Origin of the sequence: Mycobacterium szulgai (genome assembly GCF_002116635.1) — a bacterium.
GTDB classification, from domain to species: domain Bacteria; phylum Actinomycetota; class Actinomycetes; order Mycobacteriales; family Mycobacteriaceae; genus Mycobacterium; species Mycobacterium szulgai.
Window position 1 is genome coordinate 57,903 of the sequence record NZ_LQPW01000176.1, and the last position, 17,727, is coordinate 75,629.

The window sequence follows — 17,727 nt, forward strand, 5'->3', positions numbered from 1 at the left end:
TCGCACCGGAAAAACCCGCCGAATCAGGGCCGGAAGGCGGCTTGCGCGCCGCTCTCGAGGAGAGCCGAGGCTCGAAGTTGTGGTTGACTACACGAGCACTGCGGCGTTCTGCGCCTGCAGTCTGACCCAGTTCGGGACGCGCCCACACCCAAGGATGCGCCTACAACGATGAGGATGAGGAAGCAAGGATGAAGCTTGTTGACAGGTTGCGTGGCGCCGTAACGGCTATGCCGCGACGACTCATGGTGGGTGCCGTTGGCGCGGCCCTGCTGTCGGGTCTGATCGGAGTCGTCGGCGGCTCGGCGACCGCGGGAGCGTTCTCGCGGCCGGGCCTGCCAGTGGAGTACCTGCAGGTGCCCTCCGCGGCGATGGGCCGCGACATCAAGATCCAGTTCCAGAGCGGTGGAGCCAACTCGCCCGCCGTGTACCTGCTCGACGGCCTGCGTGCGCAGGACGACTTCAACGGTTGGGACATCAACACCCCGGCCTTCGAGTGGTACTACCAGTCGGGTCTGTCGGTCGTTATGCCGGTTGGCGGCCAGTCCAGCTTCTACACCGACTGGTACCAGCCCGCCTGCGGCAAGGCCGGTTGCCAGACCTACAAGTGGGAGACGTTCCTGACCAGCGAGCTGCCCGCGTGGCTGAACGCCAACAAGAGCGTCAAGCCCACCGGCAGCGCCGCGATCGGTCTGTCGATGGCCGCTTCGTCCGCACTGACCCTGGCGATCTACCACCCCGCGCAGTTCGTTTACGTGGGTGCGATGTCGGGTCTGCTCGACCCGTCCCAGGCGATGGGCCCCTCGCTGATCGGCTTGGCGATGGGTGACGCGGGTGGCTTCAAGGCTTCCGACATGTGGGGCCCCTCGAGCGACCCGGCCTGGGCGCGCAACGACCCGTCGCTGCATATCCCGGAGCTGGTGTCGAACAACACCCGCCTGTGGGTATACTGCGGTAACGGCAAGCCGTCCGACCTGGGTGGCAACAACCTGCCCGCCAAGTTCCTCGAAGGCTTCGTGCGGACCAGCAACATCAAGTTCCAGGACGCCTACAACGCCGCCGGCGGTCACAACGCCGTGTTCAACTTCCCGGACAGCGGAACGCACAGCTGGGAGTACTGGGGCGCACAGCTCAACGCGATGAAGCCTGACCTTCAGCACGTGCTGGGTGCCACCCCGAACACCGGCAACGGCAACGGCAACGGCAACGGGACCACCCAAGGCACCTAGAGTCCTCTAGGCGTCGAAAAGTATCGACTAGCGGCGGCGACCCATTCGGGTCGCCGCCGTTAGCCGTTATCTCCCCTTTATCCGATCGCGCGGGGTGTGGTTAGCTACCTTGCGGGCCGGGCGCTGTGCGCACACAACACGAGCACGTCACATGGAGGTGGACATGAGGGGTCTGTCGGTGCTGCTACGGCTGCTCTGCGTTGCCGTACTGTCAATCGCTTTGGGTGGTGTGACGGCCACTGCCGCGAGCCCCGCAAAAGCCGCTCCGTACGAGACCCTGATGGTGCCCTCGGCGGCCATGGGCCGCGACATCCCGGTGGCATTCCTGGCCGGCGGCCCGCACGCGGTGTACCTGCTGGACGCCTTCGACGCCGCCCCAGACGTCAGCAACTGGGTCACCGCGGGCAATGCGATGAACACGCTGGCCGGCAAAGGCATCTCGGTAGCGGCACCCGCCGGTGGGGCCTACAGCATGTACACCAACTGGGAGCAGGACGGCAGCAAGCAGTGGGACACCTTCTTGTCTGCCGAGCTGCCCGACTGGCTGGCCGCGAACAAGGGCTTGGCGCCCGGCGGGCACGGAGCCGTAGGCGCGTCTCAAGGCGGTTATGCCGCGATGGCGCTGGCCGCCTTCCACCCCGACCGATTCGGCTTCGCCGGTTCGCTGTCGGGATTCCTGTATCCGTCCAACACCACCACCAACGGTGCGATCCTGGCCGGCCTGCAGCAATTCGGCGGTGTGGATGGCAACGGAATGTGGGGTGCCCCACAGCTGGGCCGCTGGAAGTGGCATGACCCGTGGGTGCACGCCGCGTTGCTGGCGCAGAACAACACCCGGGTGTGGGTGTGGAGCCCGACCAACCCCGGCGCCAGCAATCCCGCCGCAATGATCGGCCAGGCCGCCGAGGCGATGGGCAACAGCCGCATGTTCTACCAGCAGTATCGCAGCGTGGGCGGGCATAACGGCCACTTCGACTTCCCGGGCGGCGGCGACAACGGCTGGGGCTCCTGGTCGGCCCAGCTGGGCGCGATGTCCGGCGACATCGTCGGCGCGATTCGCTAGCCGGCCGGCGCCCATAGTTAGATCCACCCGGGTTGCGCGACCGGACGGCCTGTTCCGGCGAGCCGGTACCGTGTAGGCAGTGCAGCAGCAGAGGGCGGTGTGGCCACGTGCTCGCACCCAACCGACTCTGTTAGCAGGAGACCATGGCGAAGAACACCCGGCGTAGGCGACGCCAACGGATCCTCGCCTGGGTGGCTGCCGGTTCCATGGCGTTGGTCGTGGCGCTGGTCATCGTGGCGGTGGTGATGATGTTGCGCCGCAACGAAGTCCCGCCCAGCGCGGTCCCGCCCGGCGTCTTGACGCCCGGCCCCACCACTTCTCACCCGCACAAGCCGCGCCCCGCCTTCCAGTCCGCGTCGTGCCCAGACGTGCAGTTGATCGCGGTTCCGGGAACCTGGGAATCGTCGCCCACCGATAACCCGCTCAAACCGGTGGAATTTCCAAGGGCATTGCTGCTCAACGTGACCGGGCCGATTTCCCAGCGGTTCCCCGCATCGCGAGTGCAGACGTACACGGTTCCCTACACCGCGCAGTTCCACAATCCGCTCAGCGCCGACAACCAGATGTCGTACAACGACAGCCGCGCCGAAGGTACCCGCGCAATGGTCCAGGCCATGACGGACATGAACAACAAATGCCCGTTGACGAGCTACGTGATCGTCGGTTTCTCGCAGGGCGCGGTGATCGCCGGTGATGTCGCCAGCGACATCGGCAACGGCCGTGGACCCGTTGATGACGATCTGGTGCTCGGTGTGACATTGATCGCCGACGGCCGCCGCCAGATCGATGTGGGCAACGACGTCCCGCCCAGCCCGGCGGGTGAGGGTGCCGAGATCACGCTGCACGAGGTGCCGGTGCTGGCCGGGCTCGGCTTGACCATGACCGGGCCGCGGCCGGGTGGTTTCGGCGCCCTGGATGGCAAGACCGACGAGATCTGCGCGGAGGGCGACTTGATCTGCGCCGCCCCGAAAGAGGCGTTCAGCCCGGCTAATCTGCCGACCACGCTGAACACCCTGGCCGGTGGTGCCGGCCAGCCGATCCACGCGATGTACGGCACACCGGATTTCTGGAACTCCGACGGCCAGCCGGCGACTGTTTGGACGCTGAACTGGGCGCACGGGCTGATCGAAAACGCGCCCCATCCTAAACATGGGTAGACCCACCGTTTAGTGCTGCCTTAGAAAGCGCGATCAGCGGTACCTTGTGATTTGGTCTGCCGCGCACTGGCCCTTAACATTAAGAGAAACTTAAGAGCATGCGGTTGATCCGACCGGGTCGAAGCATGTCGAGAAGCGGACACAGACGAGCGCATGGACGCGTCGGTCGGTGCCGGTTCGTGCGTAGATCGAACGTTTGGCTTAGCCGGCACGACGTGTGTGCCGACAACGAAGTGTCGTAACAGGAGAGGTCGGAATGGCGTATCACAACCCGTTCATCTTGAACGGAAAGATCAGGTTCCCGGATAACACCAACCTGGTCCGACACGTCGAAAAGTGGGCGAAGGTTCGCGGCAACCAGCTGGCCTACCGCTTCCTGGACTACTCCACCGAACGCGACGGTGTCGAACGCGACATCATGTGGTCGGAGTTCTCGGCGCGCAACCGCGCCGTCGGCGCCCGTTTGCAGCAGGTCACCCAGCCCGGTGACCGCATCGCCATCCTGTGCCCGCAGAATTTGGACTACCTTGTCTCGTTCTTCGGCGCGCTGTACTCCGGCCGGATCGCGGTGCCGCTGTTCGACCCCGCCGAGCCGGGTCACGTCGGTCGCCTGCACGCGGTGCTCGACGACTGCACCCCGTCGACCATCCTGACCACCACCGACTCCGCCGAAGGCGTCCGCAAGTTCATTCGCGCCCGGTCGGCCAAAGAACGGCCCCGCGTCATCGCCGTCGACGCGGTGCCCACCGAGGTCGCTTCCACCTGGGAGCAGCCCGAAGCCGACGAGACCACCACGGCTTACCTGCAGTACACCTCCGGCTCCACCCGAGTGCCGTCCGGCGTCCAGATCACGCACCTCAACCTGCCCACCAACGTGGTGCAGGTGCTCAATGCCCTGGAAGGGCAGGAAGGCGACCGCGGGGTCAGCTGGCTGCCGTTCTTCCACGACATGGGCCTGATTACCGCGCTGTGCGCCCCGGTGGTCGGGGGCAGCTTCACCTTCATGACCCCGGCGGCGTTCGTGCGTCGGCCGGGCCGCTGGATCCGCGAACTCGCGCGCAAGCCGGGGGAGACCGGCGGCACGTTCTCGGCAGCGCCGAACTTCGCGTTCGAACACGCGGCGGTGCGCGGCCTGCCCCGCGACGACGAGCCCGAACTGGACCTCAGCAACGTCAAGGGGATCCTCAACGGCAGCGAGCCGGTATCGCCGGCGTCGATGCGCAAGTTCTTCAAGGCCTTCGAGCCGTACGGCTTCCCGGAGACCGCGGTCAAGCCGTCCTACGGCTTGGCCGAGGCGACGCTGTTCGTCTCGACCACGCCGATGGACGAGAAGCCGACGGTCATCCACGTCGACCGCGACGAGCTGAACAAGCAGCGCTTCGTCGAGGTCGCCCCCGATGCGCCGAACGCGGTCGCGCAGGTTTCGGCGGGCAAAGTGGGCGTCGACGAGTGGGCGGCCATCGTCGACGTCGACACGGCCAGCGAGCTGCCCGACGGTCAGATCGGCGAGATCTGGCTGCACGGCAAAAACCTCGGCATCGGCTACTGGGGCAAGGACGAAGAGACCACCGAAACGTTTAAGAACATTCTCAAGTCGCGGGTTCCCGAATCGCACGCCGAGGGAGCCGCCGACGACGCGCTGTGGGTGCGCACCGGCGACTACGGCACCTACTTCAACGGACACCTCTATATCGCGGGCCGGATCAAGGACCTGGTCATCATCGACGGCCGCAACCACTACCCGCAGGACCTCGAGTACACCGCGCAGGAGTCGAACAAGGCCTTGCGGGTGGGCTACGTGGCCGCCTTCTCGGTTCCGGCCAACCAGCTGCCCCAGAAAGTGTTCGACGACCCGCACGCCGGGCTGAAGTTCGACGCCGAGGACACCTCCGAGCAGTTGGTGATCGTCGCCGAGCGCGCCGCCGGTGCGCACAAGCTGGACTACCAGCCCATCGCCGACGACATCCGGGCGGCCATCGCCGTCGGGCACGGAGTGACCGTGCGTGATCTGCTGCTGGTCTCGGCCGGCACGATTCCCCGTACCTCGAGCGGCAAGATCGGGCGCCGCGCCTGCCGGACGGCCTACCTCGACGGCAGCCTGCGCAGCGGCGTCGGTTCCCCGACGGTCTTCGCCACCGAATCCTGAGTTAGGCACCTATGACTGAGATGGACGAATCGCAGGAGAAGCACCCGGCCAGCCAAACGGACATGACCGTTCCCGAGATGCGCCGGTGGCTGCGCGAATGGGTGGGCAGGGCGGTCGGAAAATCACCCGACGAGATCGACGAGTCGGTGCCGATGGTGGAGCTGGGCCTGGCCTCGCGTGATGCGGTGGCGATGGCCGCCGACATCGAAGACATGACCGGTGTGACGCTGTCGGTGGCCGTGGCGTTCCAGCATCCGACCATCGAGTCGCTGGCAACGCGGATCATCGAAGGCGAGCCCGAAACCGCCGATGACGGCATCGACGTCGTCGACTGGTCGCGGCCCGGTCCCGCCGAGCGGGTCGACATCGCGATCGTGGGTCTGTCCACCCGGTTGCCCGGGGACATGAACAGTCCCGAGGAGACCTGGCAGGCGCTGCTGGAAGGCCGCGACGCGATCACCGATCTGCCCGAGGGCCGCTGGTCGGAATTCCTCGAAGAGCCGCGGATCGCCGAGCGCGTGGCCAACGCGCGCACCCGCGGCGGCTACCTGAAGGACATCAAGGGCTTCGACTCCGAGTTCTTCGCGGTGGCCAAGACCGAAGCCGACAACATCGACCCGCAGCAGCGGATGGCGCTGGAGCTGACCTGGGAGGCGCTCGAACACGCCCGCATCCCGGCATCGAGCCTGCGTGGCGAGTCCGTCGGTGTGTACGTCGGCAGCTCCACCAACGACTACAGCTTCCTGGCGGTGTCCGACCCGACCGTCGCACACCCGTACGCCATCACCGGCACCAGCAGCTCGATCATCGCCAACCGGGTGTCGTACTTCTACGACTTCCGCGGGCCGTCCGTCACCATCGACACCGCATGCTCGAGTTCGCTGGTGGCGGTGCATCAGGGTGTGCAGGCGCTGCGTAACGGGGAAGCCGACGTGGTGGTCGCCGGCGGGGTGAACGCGCTGATCACCCCGATGGTGACCATCGGTTTCGACGAGATCGGCGCGGTGCTCGCACCGGACGGCCGGATCAAGTCGTTCTCCTCCGACGCCGACGGCTACACCCGCTCCGAGGGCGGCGGCATGCTGGTGCTCAAGCGGGTCGACGACGCCCGCCGCGACGGCGACCAGATCCTGGCCGTCATCGCCGGCAGCGCGGTCAACCACGACGGCCGGTCCAACGGCCTGATCGCACCTAACCAGGACGCGCAGGCAGACGTCCTGCGCCGGGCCTACAAGGACGCCGGCATCGACCCGCGCAACGTCGACTACATCGAGGCGCACGGCACCGGCACCATCCTGGGTGACCCGATCGAGGCCGAGGCGCTGGGCCGGGTAGTCGGCCGCGGGCGTCCCGCCGATCGGCCGGCACTGCTGGGCGCGGTGAAAACCAATGTCGGCCACCTGGAGTCGGCCGCGGGCGCGGCCAGCATGGCCAAGGTGGTGCTGGCGTTGCAGCACGACAAGCTGCCGCCATCGATCAACTTCGCCGGACCGAGCCCATACATCGACTTCGACGCGATGCGGCTGAAGTTCACCGACACCGCGACCGACTGGCCGCGCTACGGCGGCTACGCCCTGGCCGGGGTGTCCAGCTTCGGCTTCGGCGGCGCCAACGCGCACGTGGTGGTGCGCGAGGTCCTGCCTCGCGACGTCATCGAACGGGAGCCCGAGGTGCAGGCGCCTGTTGTGCCCGTCGTCTCCGCTGGCGAAGACGTGCTCGAAGGTGAAAGTCACGCGTTGCGGTTCGACGAATACGGCGAGATCATCACCGACGAGGCCCCGTCCGCATCGGAAGAAGAAGAGTACGAGCTGCCGGGCATCACCGAAGAGGCGCTGGCGCTCAAGGCGGCCGCGCTCGAAGAGCTTGCGGCCCAAGAAGGTTCGGCACCGGTGATCCCGTTGGCGGTGTCGGCGTTTTTGACCTCGCGCAAGAAGGCCGCGGCCGCCGAGCTGGCGGACTGGATGGAGTCGCCGGAGGGTCAGGCGGCGTCGCTGGAGTCGATCGGACGCGCATTGTCGCGACGCAACCACGGCCGCTCCCGCGCGGTGGTGCTGGCCCACGACCACGAGGAGGCTGTCAAGGGCCTGCGCGCGATCGCCGAGGGCAAGCAGCGGCCGGGCGTGTTCAGCGCCGACGGGCCGGTGACAAACGGCCCGGTGTGGGTGCTCGCCGGGTTCGGCGCGCAGCACCGCAAGATGGGCAAGAGCCTGTATCTGCGCGATCCTGTTTTCGCCGAGTGGATAGAGAAGGTCGACGCCCTGGTCCAGGACGAGCTGGGCTACTCGGTGCTCGAGCTGATCCTGGACGACTCGCAGGACTACGGCATCGAAACCACCCAGGTCACCATCTTCGCGATCCAGATCGCACTGGGCGAGCTGCTCAAGCACCACGGTGCCAAGCCGGCCGCGGTGGTCGGCCAGTCACTGGGCGAGGCCGCGTCGGCCTACTTCGCCGGCGGCTTGTCACTGCGCGACGCCACCCGGACGATCTGCTCGCGCTCGCATCTGATGGGTGAGGGCGAGGCGATGCTGTTCGGCGAATACATCCGGCTGATGGCGTTGGTGGAGTATTCCGCCGACGAGATCAAGACGGTGTTCTCCGACTTCCCCGACCTGGAAGTGTGCGTGTACGCCGCACCCACGCAGACCGTGATCGGCGGGCCGCCCGAGCAGGTGGACGCGATCATCGAGCGCGCGGAATCGGAGGGCAAGTTCGCCCGCAAGTTCCAGACCAAGGGCGCCAGCCACACCCAGCAGATGGACCCGCTGCTCGGTGAGCTGGCCGCGGAGCTGCAGGGCATCAAGCCGATGAGCCCGACGGCCGGCATCTATTCCACGGTGCACGAGGGCAGCTACATCAAGCCCGGCGCCGACCCGATCCACGATGTCGACTACTGGAAGAAGGGTCTGCGGCACAGCGTCTACTTCACCCACGGCATCCGTAACGCCGTCGACAGCGGGCACACCACGTTCCTGGAACTGGCGCCAAACCCGGTGGCGCTGATGCAGGTGGGGCTGACCACCGCTTCGGCCGGCTTGCACGATGCCCAGCTGATCCCGACGCTGGCGCGTAAGCAGGACGAGGTCGAGTCGATGGTCTCGACCATGGCGCAGCTGTATGTCTACGGTCACGACCTGGACATGCGCACGCTGTTCACCCGCGCCGCCGGTCCCGAGGACTACGCGGACATTCCACCGACCCGGTTCAAGCGCAAGGAGCACTGGCTGCCGGCGCACTTCTCCGGCGACGCATCGATGGTGATGCCCGGCAACCACGTCGCGCTGCCCGACGGCCGGCACGTGTGGGAGTTCGCGCCGCGCGACGCTGCGGACCTGGCCGCGCTGGTGAAATCGGCTGCGGCGCAAGTGCTGCCGGACGCCCGACTGACGGCATCCGAGCAACGCGCGGTGCCCGGTGAGGGTGCCCGGTTGGTGACCACGCTGACCCGGCACCCCGGCGGCGCCTCGGTTCAGGTGCACGCCCGCATCGACGAGTCGTTCACCTTGGTCTACGACGCACTGGTGGCGCGGGCCGGCGTGGAGTCGGTATTGCCGACGGCGGTGGGCGCCGGTACGGCGATTGCAGCTGCGGCCGAATCGGTTGCGGCGCAAGCTCCGGTCGAAGAACCCGAAGCCGAAACTCTCACCGACAGCCTGACCAACCGCTATCTGGGGTCCGACGTGGGCCGCTGGTCGCCGGATTCCGGTGAGACCATCGCCGAGCGGCTGGGCACCATCGTGGCGGCGGCCATGGGATATGAGCCCGAGGACCTGCCCTGGGAGGTGCCGCTGATCGAGCTGGGCCTGGACTCGCTGATGGCGGTGCGGATCAAGAACCGCGTCGAGTACGACTTCGACTTGCCGCCCATTCAGCTGCAGGCCGTGCGCGACGCCAACCTCTACAACGTGGAGAAGCTGATCGAGTACGCGATCGAGCACCGCGACGAGGTCCAGCAGCTGCACGACTACCAGAAGACGCAGACGGCCGAGGAGATCGCCAAGGCGCAGGCCGAAATGATCAGCGGCGCGACGCCTTCCACGCTGACCGCCCCGGCGCCGGATCCGCTGGGGGCACCTCCCGCTCGCGGGGGAGCCGAGCCGCAGACCCAAGCCGCGCCTGAGTCGGACGTCCCGCTACCCCCGCCGCCGACGGATCCGTCGGGTCCGTCAGGAAACGGCGCCAAGCCGAACCTCGCTCCGGATTTGAAGGGGGCCGCCGACGCGCTCAGCTCCGAAGCGGTGGCCAAGGCGCTCAACTCCGACGTGCCGCCACGTGACGCCGCCGAGCGGGTCACCTTCGCCACCTGGGCGGTCGTCACCGGCAAGTCGGCAGGCGGCATCTTCAACCCGCTGCCCAAGCTGGACGAGGACAAGGCGGCCAAGATGGCGCAGCGGCTTTCCGAGCGCGCCGAGGGTCCGATCACCACTGAGGACGTGCTGAGCTCGTCGAATATCGAGGAGTTGGCCGACAAGGTACGCGCCTACCTCGAGGCCGGGACGATCGATGGCTTCGTGCGCACTTTGCGGGCGCGTCCCGAGGGCAGCTCGAAAACACCGGTGTTCGTGTTCCATCCGGCGGGCGGTTCGACGGTGGTGTACGAGCCGCTGCTCAACCGGTTGCCGGCGGACACGCCGATGTACGGCTTCGAACGAGTCGAGGGGTCGATCGAAGAGCGTGCGGCGGCCTATGTGCCCAAGCTGGTCGAGATGCAGGGCGACGGGCCCTACATTCTGGTCGGCTGGTCGCTGGGCGGGGTGCTGGCCTACGCCTGCGCGATTGGGCTGAAGGAACTGGGCAAAGACGTGCAGTTCGTCGGTCTGATCGACGCGGTGCGCGCCGGCGAAGAGATCCCGCAGACCAAGGAGGAGATCCGCAAGCGCTGGGACCGCTACGCCAAGTTCGCCGAGAAAACGTTCAACGTCACGATCCCGGAGATCCCCTACGAACATCTCGAGCAACTCGACGACGAAGGTCAGGTCCGGTTCGTTCTGGACGCCGTCAGCCAAAGCGGTGTGCAGATCCCGGCCGGGATCATCGAACACCAGCGCACGTCCTACCTGGACAACCGCGCGATCGATACCGCCGAGATCCGGCCTTTCGATGGGCACGTCACGCTCTACATGGCCGATCGCTACCATGACGACGCGATCATGTTCGAGCCGCGGTACGCCGTTCGGCAACCCGACGGCGGCTGGGGCGAGTACGTCGCCGAACTCGAGGTCGTGCCGATCGGTGGCGAGCACATTCAGGCCATCGACGAGCCGATCATCGCCAAGGTGGGCGAACACATGAGCCGCGCGCTGGACGCCATCGACAGCCAGACGAGTGAGGTAGGCAAGTAGTGACTGAGGCAGCTTCGGGGCCGGTTCTGCACACGACAGCCGAGAAGCTGGCTGAGCTACACACTCGCCTCGAGCTGGCCAAGGAGCCGGGCGGAGAGAAGGCGGCCGCCAAGCGCGACAAGAAGGGCATTCCCAGTGCGCGCGCCCGCGTGCACGCGCTGGTCGACCCGGGCACCTTCTTCGAGATCGGCGCGCTGTGCAAGACCCCGGGTGACCCCAACGCGCTGTACGGCGACGGCGTGGTCACCGGGCATGCCCTGATCGACGGGCGCCCGGTCGGTGTGTTCTCGCACGACCAGACGGTGTTCCAGGGCACTGTCGGCGAGATGTTCGGCCGCAAGGTCGCCCGGCTGATGGAGTGGTGCGCGATGGTCGGCTGCCCGATCGTCGGCATCCAGGACTCCGGCGGAGCCCGCATCCAGGATGCGGTCACCTCGCTGGCGTGGTACGCCGAGCTGGGCCAACGTCACGAGGCGTTGTCCGGAGTGGTGCCGCAGATCTCGCTCATCTTCGGCAAATGTGCCGGCGGAGCGGTCTATTCGCCGATCCAGGACGACCTGCTCGTCTCGGTGCGCGACCAGGGCTACTTCTTCGTCACCGGACCCGACGTGATCCGGGAGGTCACCGGCGAGGACGTCACCCTCGACGAGCTCGGCGGCTCCGACGCGCAGGCCCGCTACGGCAACATCCACCAGGTGGTGAATTCCGAAGCCGAGGCTTTCCAGTACGTACGTGACTTCCTGTCCTTCCTGCCGTCCAACTGCTTCGGCAAGCCGCCGGTCGTCAATCCCGGACTGGAACCCGAGATCACCCCGACCGACCTCGAACTGGACTCGATCGTGCCGGACTCCGACAACGCGGCCTACGACATGCACGAGATCCTGCTGCGGATTTTCGACGACGGCGATTTCCTCGACGTCGCCGCGCAGCACGGACCGGCCATCATCACCGGCTACGCGCGGGTCGACGGGCGCCCGGTGGGCGTGATCGCCAATCAGCCCATGCACATGTCCGGCGCCATCGACAACGAGGCCTCCGACAAGGCGGCGCGCTTCATCAGGTTCTGCGATTCGTTCCAGATCCCGCTGGTGTTCGTGGTGGATACACCCGGCTTCCTGCCCGGTGCCGAGGAGGAGAAGCGGGGGATCATCAAGCGCGGCGGCCGGTTCCTGTACTCGGTGGTGGAAGCCGACGTACCCAAGGTGACGATCACGATCCGCAAGTCCTACGGCGGGGCGTATGCGGTGATGGGCTCACGGCAGCTGACCGCCGACTTCAATTTCGCCTGGCCCACCGCGCGCATCGCGGTGATCGGTGCCGAGGGGGCCGCGCAGCTGTTGATGAAGCGGTTCCCGGACCCGACGACGCCCGAGGCGCAGCAGATCAAGAAGGACTTCATCGAGGGTTACAACCTCAACATGGCGATTCCGTGGATCGCCGCCGAGCGCGGGTTCATCGATGCGGTGGTCGACCCACACCAAACCCGGCTGTTGCTGCGCAAGTCGATGCACCTGCTGAGGGACAAGCAAATGTGGACGCGCTTGGCGCGCAAGCATGGGTTGATCCCGGTCTAAAAAGTACCGCGAGCACTGCTCGCGGTCTACCGGCGCTATCGGGAGATCCCTGTCGAGCCGCGAACCACCAAAGCACCGAGCAGTCGCTCCATCTCGTCCTAATATGGACGGCAAGGAGATCGGCGGCGGCGGGTGGAGCCGCCGATGGCATATACGGCGGCGGTGGTGGCGGCGGCAGCGGCCTCGGCACAAATCCCCTCACCGGCGAAACTGGCAATGGCAGCAACGGCGGTACTGGCACCGTCCTCGACGGAGCGGGCGATCTCGGCAGTATCGGCGGTGGTGGCGCCGACAATCCGACCCCGTCCGGCCGTCCCGGTCCCCTCGGCAATGGGACCGATCTCGGCGGCGGGGCGGGCGGCTGGGGCTGAGCTGGCTTGCCGCCAAGGTCAGGGTCCCGGCGTAAAGGCCCCGTCGGCCAGCTCGTCGAAACGTTGGAGTGCTTCCTCGGAGTCGGCGTCGATTCCACGCAGCGGGCCGCGGTCGGCGAGATAGCGCTGCGCATACAGCCGGGCGACCAGCGCCTTGCGATCACTGCTGCGGGTTGCGCCCTCCCAGGCCGCCTGCTCGGTAAGCAGCGCACCGGCGTAGACGTCGCCCATGAACTGCGCCAGCGGGAACAGCCGCGCCTCTGCGGTGTCGCGGTCGAGTTTGGACCACGCGGTTATCGCCGCGTCGAGATCCTCGATGCGCTCGGCCACCAGCCGCGTCGTCTGATCGTCGTCGGACACCGACACCGCGTCGCGCAGCCGCGCCAGCAGCGTCTCGTGGGCGCGTGATTGCTCAATGCCCCGCCGCACGTCCAGGCACAGGATGTTGTCCGGGCCCTCCCAGATGGTGTTCACCTGCGCATCGCGCAAAAGCCTTGCCACCGGCCAGGTTTCGATGTAGCCGTTGCCGCCGTGGATCTCGATCGCGTCGGAGGCCGCGGTGATGCCGAGCCGGCACACCTTGAGCTTGGTCACCGGCACTGCGATGCGTTGCCGCATGCTTCTAGGCTGGCGGTGGTTGGTGGCGCCGGTGCCGTCGAACACCAGCGCCTGGGCGGCCTCGACGTCGACGATCAGCTCCGCCAGCTTGCGGCGCATCAGCGGCTTGTCGATCAGCGCCCCGCCGAACGCCCGCCGCTGCCTGGCGTAACACAGCGACTCGACCAACGCCCGGCGCGCATTACCGAGCGCGAACAGCGCGATACCCAGCCGGGCTGCGTTGGTGAGCTCCATCATGCGGCCCAGGCCCTTGCCGTCGGACGGTCCGGCTTGAACGTCAGCGGTCCCTGGCTCGCCGGACAGCAGGAAAGCTTCGGCGTCAACGAATTCGACCTCGCCGGAGGCGACTGAGCGGGTGCCGAGCTTGTCCTTGAGGCGACGGACGCGCACCCCATTGCGGGAGCCGTCGCGGCGGGTGCGCAACACCAGAAAATTGGCGATCCCGCGGCTCGAATCCGGCGCGCCCTCGGGTTTGGCCATTACGACGAAGGCCTCGCCGGCGCAGTTGGATGCGAACCATTTGAAGCCGTTCAGCAGCCACGCTTCGCCTGCGCGCCGAGCCGTTGTCTCCAGCGCGGCCAGGTCCGAGCCGCCGGTGCGTTCGGTCAATAGCTGCGCCGTCTCGCCGGCCCACTCCCCAGAGTCGAACTTGGCCAGCACGTGGTCGCGCACGTCGGCCGGCGCATAGGCGGCCACCAGCGACTGGACCATGCCGCCGCCGGTGCCCAGCGCGCAACCCATCCCGATGTCGGCCTGGTTGAGCAGGTAGTTGGACGCGAACATCGCCAGTGTGGATCGGTAACCCGCGCTGCGGGCCGCCTCGCGCAGTTCTCGCTGGGCAGCCAGGACCGCGCGCTTGGATTGGCTGAACGACTCCGGCATGACGACCCGGCTGATGTCGTGACCCCACCGGTCGTAGCGTTCCAGCCGGGGCGGGTTGCGGTCAGTCTCGTCGGCCCAGCGGGAAACCGGGCCGCCCATCAGCTCACCGATGCGGATCAACTCGGGTTCGACCAGCGCCAGCTCGTCGGGCGATAAGTAGTAGGCCATCGTGAGCTGCAGAGTGGGATCGGTGCGGTACCAATTGAGACCCGTTGCCCCGCCGTAGTTTTCGGTGCGGTAGCGCTCCGACTTCTCCGGTGTGGAGAAGGGTAGCCGGTCGACGGCCTCGGAGTCGTATTCGCTCATGCCGCGACCGTATTACAAATACGGCTACACGGGCGCGACAAACTCGGACGTGTAGAACTCGGCCGGATCCTGGGAATGCTCGTTCGGACGCTCGATAATGACCCAGACGCCCGTTGTGCCCTGCTGAATGGTGTCTTGAATGGTCACGCTTCCTCTGCCGGACCCGTCAATATCAAGGCCGGTGAAGGCGGTGCCCGGGGATCCGGGGCCACAGCCACTCGACGACGGTCGGGGCGCCTGGATGAGCCCGACGTCGAAGTGCATGCCCGGATCGGCGCTGTTCACCAGATTCACCTCTGCGACCACGGCGGACCCTGACCTGTGAATGATTGCCGAGCCGGTGCCCAGCGGCGGCTGGGGAACCATGGGTGCATAGTTGGTGCGGCTGAAATCGCATTGCCGCATGGCCGAACGCAACGCGACGATGGTGCCGCCGCTTGAACCGGGCGAAGCCGCGGCGAAATTTGCGCCGAGCATCGCCGAGGAAGTTGTCAGAGTGATTGCCGCCGCGGATACCCCTAAGCGTGTCAGAGCGCGCATTTGACCCACCATCTTTTACCTATTGGGTTAGCCCCGACCGACTTGAGTAATTGACGAAATTCGGAAATTTAAACCTGGCGGTCGGGCAATTGGCGCGGTTCAGCTGCGCGCGGCCGAGCGGGCCGGCGGCAGCCCGAAGTAGTCGGCCAGCGCATTGCCCACGGCGGCAGCGCCAAATGCGGTGGGATGCAAGGCAACTGCGGGCGCCCGCACCTCATAGCCCTCGGTGTACCGTTGCGCCGGCGGTGCGCACATATCGTGGCCCGTCGACATCGGCCTGGTGTCGAAGTAGTCGACCCCCTCGGCGGCCGCGACTTGGCGTTGGCGTTCGTCGAGCTCGTTCAACTTGGCCTGCAGGTAGTCGGAGTCACGGGCGAGTACCGGCTGCGCGGGAAAACATCCCCCGGGCCGGATGAGGGTCCCGTAACCAACCAGCACGATTCGGGCGCGGGGCGCTTTGGCGCGGACCTGGTCGATCATCGAGGCCCAGACCGGCACCTCGGCGGCGATCTGGGCGGATATGCGGTCGACGTCGCCGACGACGAATTGGGTGGTGCAGGGCTTGGCGTTGGCCGACTTGACTTCGCAGGCCGCTGCGTCCGAGGCCAGGCCGACATCGTTGGCGCCGATGGTGATCGTGATGAGATCGGTGGTGGGGCCGACGGCGTCGAGTTGGCGGTCGATCAAGCCGGTGCGGGTCTGCTGTTGGCGGCTGATGATGTCCAGGGTGTGCGCGCCGCTGCAGGTGGCGTCGACGAACCGAATCGGCTTGAGTCGTGCTGCCAGCACCGACGGATAGTTGTTGGTCGACTTGTGACACCCCTGGGGCGGGGCTTGCTCCGGTACGCCGGGTGCGGCGGCGACCGAGTCACCCATCGCTACATAGTTCAGCCGCGCGGCCCGTCCGGGCCCGGACGCCGGCGCGGCGCAGGCGAGCGCCACCGCACTCACCAGCGATGCGATAGCGGCCTGCTTCCAAACCATCCATCTAGTGTCCAGGTCGGTATGACAACCTTGCTGGGTGGTCGGCGAATCCGGAATATCGCGACGTCAATTGGGTGTGTCCGCGGCTGCTTTGGCGATCGGCCTGACCGCTTGTGGTTCAAGGGCGGGCAAGACCGGGTCCGCAGCCGATGCGGCCGATACCGAAGTCACGGCGGAGACGTTGGGCTACACCGTCAACGTCAACAAGGCCGGTGGCGGCCCCGGATACCTCTTCTTCGTCTCCGGTACCACGGCGGCCAATCCCGGCAACACCGCGCGGCCTGCCGTGCTGGTGATCGCCGACCGGGCCGGAAAAGTGGTGTGGCAACGGCAATTGCCAACCGGCCAGACCGCCGGCAACCTTCGGGTCCAAAGCTATCAAGGCAAACCGGTGCTCACCTGGTACCAGGGCCTCAAACAGGGCGGCCACGGCCTGGGCGTCAGCTACCTGGCCGACGCCCACTACAACGTGATCGCCACCCTGACGCCCGGCGGGGATCTGTCGTCGGACATCCACGAATTCCGGCTCACTCCGGCGGGGCACGCACTGGTGACGTCTTACCAGGAGGTGACGACCGACCTGACGGCCATCGGCGGACCCCGCGACGGCAAGATCTACAACTGCATCGCTTCGGTGCTGGACGTGGCCTCGGGCAGGACGCTGTTCCAATGGGACGCGCTCAGCCACGTGCCGATCACTGATTCGCCGGCCATCTACACCGCCGGGCAAACGCTGGATCCCTACCACATGAACTCGATCGCGCTGGATCCCGCGGGAAATCTGGTGATCAGCATGCGGGCGATGTCGACAGTGTTCAATGTCGATCCGCGCAGCGGTGCCGTCAATTGGCAACTGGGCGGCCGGCATTCGACGTTTGCCCTGGGTGCCGGTGTTGAGTTCGCCTACCAGCACGACGCCGAGATGCCCGAAGCCAACACGCTCACCTTGTTCGACAATCACTTCGAAGGCAACGACGGACAAACGAGCGGCGGCCCGGTGCCGACCAGCCTGAAATGGATCAACCTGGATTTCGCCGGCCGCCGGGCCAACTTGGTCCGGGCGCAGACCCATCCCGACAAGCTGAGCACCGGCGCCATGGGCAACCTGCAACAGTTGCCCGGCGGCAATACCTTCTCCGGTTGGGGGACCGCCGGACACATCGCCGAGTTCACCCCGGCCGGCGACATGGTCTACGACGCCACCCTTACCGGCGGCACCTATCGCGCCTTCCTCAATGAGTGGACCGGTGATCCCGTCGAACCACCTACCCTGAACTTCACCGACAATACCGCCCACGCGGTGTGGAACGGCGCCACCGAGGTGCGGCGGTGGCGGTTGCTCAATGGATCCGAAAGTCGCTCCATGACAACGCTTTCCACCGTCGAGTGGTCGGGTTACGACACTGCGATCCCGGTGCCTGCGGGCAAAGGCGGCTACTACCAGCTGCAGGCGCTGGACGCCGGCGGTGGCGTCATCGCCCAATCGGTGCCCGTCCCGCGCTGAGTGCGGGCTCGAGC

11 protein-coding genes are annotated in these 17,727 nt (G+C 66.8%); 8 read left to right on the forward strand and 3 right to left on the reverse strand.

Going from position 1 to position 17,727, the window contains the following annotated elements; translation table 11 throughout:
* Positions 1-188: 188 nt before the first annotated feature.
* The 7 genes from ag85A to AWC27_RS30695 all read left to right on the forward strand — a co-directional run bounded on the left by ag85A (position 189) and on the right by AWC27_RS30695 (position 12,879).
* Positions 189-1,226: a diacylglycerol acyltransferase/mycolyltransferase Ag85A gene (gene ag85A / locus AWC27_RS28440; protein ID WP_085674106.1), complete on the forward strand. Its 1,038-nt coding sequence runs from the start codon at positions 189-191 to the stop codon at positions 1,224-1,226.
* A gap of 163 nt (positions 1,227-1,389) precedes the next feature.
* Positions 1,390-2,289 (forward strand): esterase family protein, encoded by a 900-nt coding sequence (locus tag AWC27_RS28445; RefSeq protein ID WP_085674250.1) that lies wholly within the window; start codon positions 1,390-1,392, stop codon positions 2,287-2,289.
* A 143-nt stretch (positions 2,290-2,432) separates the two neighbouring features.
* Positions 2,433-3,446, forward strand: coding sequence for a carboxylesterase Culp6 (gene culp6 / locus AWC27_RS28450; protein ID WP_085674108.1), 1,014 nt, complete (start codon positions 2,433-2,435; stop codon positions 3,444-3,446).
* A 256-nt stretch (positions 3,447-3,702) separates the two neighbouring features.
* Positions 3,703-5,592: a long-chain-fatty-acid--AMP ligase FadD32 gene (fadD32, locus tag AWC27_RS28460; RefSeq protein ID WP_085674110.1), complete on the forward strand. Its 1,890-nt coding sequence runs from the start codon at positions 3,703-3,705 to the stop codon at positions 5,590-5,592.
* 11 nt (positions 5,593-5,603) lie between these two features.
* The gene (pks13, locus tag AWC27_RS28465; RefSeq protein ID WP_085674112.1) at positions 5,604-10,934 is read left to right on the forward strand and encodes a polyketide synthase Pks13; all 5,331 of its coding nucleotides are present in this window, start codon (positions 5,604-5,606) and stop codon (positions 10,932-10,934) included.
* On the forward strand, positions 10,934-12,508 hold the full coding sequence (locus AWC27_RS28470) for an acyl-CoA carboxylase subunit beta (RefSeq protein WP_085674114.1): 1,575 nt from the start codon (positions 10,934-10,936) through the stop codon (positions 12,506-12,508). The genes pks13 and AWC27_RS28470 overlap by 1 nt, the downstream gene beginning before the upstream one ends.
* Positions 12,466-12,879 carry a hypothetical protein gene (locus AWC27_RS30695; protein ID WP_139837282.1) on the forward strand — a complete coding sequence of 138 codons (414 nt, stop codon included), beginning with the start codon at positions 12,466-12,468 and terminating at the stop codon, positions 12,877-12,879. The genes AWC27_RS28470 and AWC27_RS30695 overlap by 43 nt, the downstream gene beginning before the upstream one ends.
* Positions 12,880-12,897: 18 nt before the next feature.
* On the opposite strand, the gene AWC27_RS28475 is transcribed toward AWC27_RS30695, so the two are convergent.
* The 3 genes from AWC27_RS28475 to AWC27_RS28485 form a co-directional block, all read right to left on the reverse strand.
* A complete protein-coding gene (locus AWC27_RS28475) occupies positions 12,898-14,685 on the reverse strand; it encodes an acyl-CoA dehydrogenase family protein (protein ID WP_085674116.1) in 1,788 nt (595 codons plus the stop codon).
* Positions 14,686-14,709: 24 nt separating this feature from the next.
* Positions 14,710-15,225 (reverse strand): hypothetical protein, encoded by a 516-nt coding sequence (locus AWC27_RS28480; protein WP_085674252.1) that lies wholly within the window; start codon positions 15,223-15,225, stop codon positions 14,710-14,712.
* 99 nt (positions 15,226-15,324) lie between these two features.
* Positions 15,325-16,209: an SGNH/GDSL hydrolase family protein gene (locus AWC27_RS28485; RefSeq protein WP_085674118.1), complete on the reverse strand. Its 885-nt coding sequence runs from the start codon at positions 16,207-16,209 to the stop codon at positions 15,325-15,327.
* Between the two features lie 37 nt (positions 16,210-16,246).
* On the opposite strand from AWC27_RS28485, the gene AWC27_RS28490 reads away from it, so the two are divergent.
* Positions 16,247-17,713 (forward strand): arylsulfotransferase family protein, encoded by a 1,467-nt coding sequence (locus tag AWC27_RS28490; RefSeq protein ID WP_245847568.1) that lies wholly within the window; start codon positions 16,247-16,249, stop codon positions 17,711-17,713.
* Positions 17,714-17,727 lie beyond the last annotated feature (14 nt).